The 3,322-nt window shown below is 50.1% G+C and carries 4 protein-coding genes; all 4 read right to left on the bottom strand.

What is annotated here, in order from left to right:
* A partial coding sequence (gene rfbD, locus H8K32_RS19820; protein WP_186914334.1) for a dTDP-4-dehydrorhamnose reductase occupies nucleotides 1-869 on the bottom strand: 869 nt, incomplete at its 3' end.
* Entirely contained in the window at nucleotides 866-1,411 is a 546-nt protein-coding gene (gene rfbC, locus H8K32_RS19815) for a dTDP-4-dehydrorhamnose 3,5-epimerase (RefSeq protein ID WP_186914332.1), read from the bottom strand. The genes rfbC and rfbD, both read right to left, overlap by 4 nt.
* Before the next feature lie 3 nt (nucleotides 1,412-1,414).
* The gene (rfbA, locus tag H8K32_RS19810) at nucleotides 1,415-2,311 is read right to left on the bottom strand and encodes a glucose-1-phosphate thymidylyltransferase RfbA (RefSeq protein ID WP_186914330.1); all 897 of its coding nucleotides are present in this window, start codon (nucleotides 2,309-2,311) and stop codon (nucleotides 1,415-1,417) included.
* A partial coding sequence (gene rfbB / locus H8K32_RS19805) for a dTDP-glucose 4,6-dehydratase (protein ID WP_246447524.1) occupies nucleotides 2,308-3,322 on the bottom strand: 1,015 nt, incomplete at its 5' end. The genes rfbA and rfbB, both read right to left, overlap by 4 nt.

Below are 3,322 nucleotides of genomic sequence, written 5' to 3'. Positions count from 1 at the left end.
GGAATTTGCACATGAAACGTTGTCGCCAGCAAACTAGTATCCAGACAGGAATTAACCGGACGTTGTGCCGGGGTTGGGTACTCTGTTGCCGGGATGCCGGTGACCGTTGGTGCCACTTTGTGCAAACGACCTGCAGCACTCGTCTGACGCATGATTTCTTGCGTAAATCCACACCAGCTGGTACGTCCTTTGGTGGTCAGATGATAGATACCCTGATGTGATTTCCACCATGTCGCAGCATCTTCAACGGAGTTCAACTGCGCGACGATAGCGGCGCTGATGTCGGCGATGGCATTGGCCGATGTCGGCGCACCCCATTGATCGTTCACAACACGCAATTCGTCGCGTTCGTTAGCCAGACGCAACATCGTCAACAAGAAGTTTTTTCCGAAGGTCGAATACACCCAACTTGTTCTGAAGATCAGGTATTTGCAACCGCTGGCAATAATTGCTTGTTCACCCGCGAGTTTGGTTTTTCCGTAGACGTTGACTGGATTAGTCGGTGCGTCTTCGGTGTAACTTGGCAGCTTGCCATTGTCGTCGCGTAAGCTACCGTCGTACACATAGTCTGTCGAATAATGAATCAGTCCTATGCCCAGTTTCTTTGCCTGTTCAGCAAATACACCAGGGGCGATGGCATTGATGGCGTGTGCGAGTTCGGCTTCCGTCTCTGCCTTATCAACCGCAGTGTAAGCGGCTGGATTGATGATGAGGTCTGGTTTGCACTCTGCAACAAAGGCGGCAATCGCAGCCGCATCGCTGAGATCAAGTTGAGCACGGGTTGGCGCGATCACTTCATGGTGCTGACTTAAGATCGGTTGCAAAGTGTGACCGAGTTGCCCCGTCACACCAGTGAGCAAAATTCTCATGCAAAGACCTCTGCATCCGCCAGCAATTTGGCGATCTGATCTTTACCGGACAAGACAGGTGCTTCAGTGATTGGCCATTCAATACCAATGGCTGGATCATTCCACATCAGGCTGCGTTCAAATTCTGGCGCCCAGTAATCCGTCGTTTTGTACAAGAATTCTGCTTTATCGCTAGTCACCACAAAGCCATGTGCAAAACCAGGCGGTATCCACAATTGACGCTGATTAGTGGCGGATAAAGTGACACCTGTCCATTGACCAAAACGTGGTGAGCTTTTGCGCAAATCGACCGCAACGTCAAATACTTCACCAGACACCACGCGTACCAGCTTACCTTGGGCTTGTTGGATCTGGTAATGCAGGCCACGCAAAATATTTTTAGCCGACATCGAGTGATTGTCCTGAACAAATTCCAGGTCAACACCCGTCAATTCTGCAAATTTTTTGGCGTTGAAACTCTCGTAAAAAAAGCCGCGCTCATCACCGAAGACTTTCGGTTCGATGATCATGACTTCTGGTAAACTGGTTTTAATAACGTTCATAGCTTAAAAAGTTTTGTGTTGCAGAAGACGCAGCAAATACTGACCGTATTCGTTTTTCTTCAATGGCTGCGCTAAAGCTTCGAGTTGTTCGGCGCTGATGTAATTGCGGCGGAACGCGATTTCTTCCGGACACGCGACTTTTAAGCCCTGACGTTTTTCGATTGTCGCCACAAACTGGCCTGCTTCAAGCAATGATTCATGGGTCCCTGTATCGAGCCATGCCATACCGCGACCCATCAATTCGACGTTCAGTTCACCTTGTTTCAGGTAGACATTGTTGACGTCGGTAATTTCTAATTCACCACGTGGTGACGGTTTGATATTGGCAGCAAAATCGCACACCTGATTATCGTAGAAATACAAACCGGTGACGGCGTAGTTGGATTTTGGTTTGAGCGGTTTTTCTTCTATGCTGAGTGCTTGCTTGTTCGCATCAAAGTCGACCACGCCATAACGTTCCGGATCATGCACGTGATACGCGAACACGGTAGCACCTTGATTGCGGGCATCAGCATTACGCAGTTGCGGCTCAAAATCGTGACCGTAGTAGATGTTGTCACCCAGGATCAGTGCCGATGGCGAATTGCCGACAAATTCTTTACCAATGATAAACGCTTGGGCCAGCCCATCTGGTGATGGTTGCACCGCGTATTGCAGATTGATACCCCACTGTGAACCATCGCCTAACAACTCAACAAAACGTGGTGTGTCTTGTGGTGTAGAGATGATCAGAATGTCGCGCATACCGGCTAACATCAGCGATGTCAGTGGATAGTAAATCATCGGCTTGTCGTAGACCGGCAGCAATTGTTTGGAGACAGCCTTGGTGACCGGGTATAAACGGGTACCGGAACCGCCCGCCAGAATAATCCCTTTGCGGGATGATGGATTGAAACTCATGCTTGTTCCTTATTACTGTATTGCAGATCGACCCACTTCATGTAGTCACCGGATTGCACCTGAGCGACCCAGGCGTCGTTGGCGAGATACCATTCCACGGTTTTACGAAGACCGGTTTCAAAGGTTTCTGCTGGCTTCCAGCCCAATTCACGTTCGATCTTACGCGCGTCAATGGCGTAGCGACGGTCGTGACCAGGACGGTCGGTAATATGTTTGATCTGATCGCGATAGCTACCTGTTGGCTTGGCTTGTAATTCATCGAGCAAATCGCAAATGGTGTGGACGACGCTCAGATTGGTTTGTTCATTCCAGCCACCTACGTTGTAGGTCTCGCCAACGCGACCGGATTCCAGCACGCGACGAATTGCAGCGCAGTGGTCGGTTACATACAGCCAGTCACGCACTTGTTGACCATCGCCATAGACAGGCAGATCTTTACCGGCGCGGGCATTGGTGATGATCAGCGGAATTAATTTCTCTGGAAAATGATACGCACCGTAATTGTTTGAGCAATTGGTGGTCAATACCGGCATGCCATAAGTATGGTGGTAAGCGCGTACCAGATGATCAGATGCTGCTTTGGATGCGGAGTAAGGGCTGTTTGGTGCGTAGGCCGTGGTTTCAGTGAATGGCGGGTCTTCCGCAGACAAGGTGCCATAGACTTCATCGGTTGATACGTGCAGGAAGCGGAAGGCGGCTTTTTTATCCGCATCCAGCGTATTCCAATAAGCGCGTGCTGCTTCCAATAGGGTAAAGGTACCGTTGACATTGGTGGTAACAAAGGCAGCCGGGCCGTGAATTGAGCGGTCAACATGGCTTTCGGCAGCGAAGTGTAAAATCGCGCGTGGCTGGTGTTCCGCAAACAGGGCCGCTAACTTCTCACCGTCACAAATATCGCCTTGCACAAACAGGTGGCGTTCGTCATTGCGCAAACTGGTCAGGTTGTTTAGATTACCGGCATAAGTCAATTTATCGTAATTCAGTACCGACTCATCGGACTGTGCCAGCCAG

Origin of the sequence: Cognatundibacterium jejuense (assembly GCF_014284255.1) — a bacterium.
GTDB classification, from domain to species: Bacteria; Pseudomonadota; Gammaproteobacteria; order Burkholderiales; family Burkholderiaceae_D; genus Undibacterium; species Undibacterium jejuense.
The sequence above is the reverse complement of the archived record's forward strand: the minus strand, read 5'-3'. Positions and strand labels throughout refer to the sequence as shown.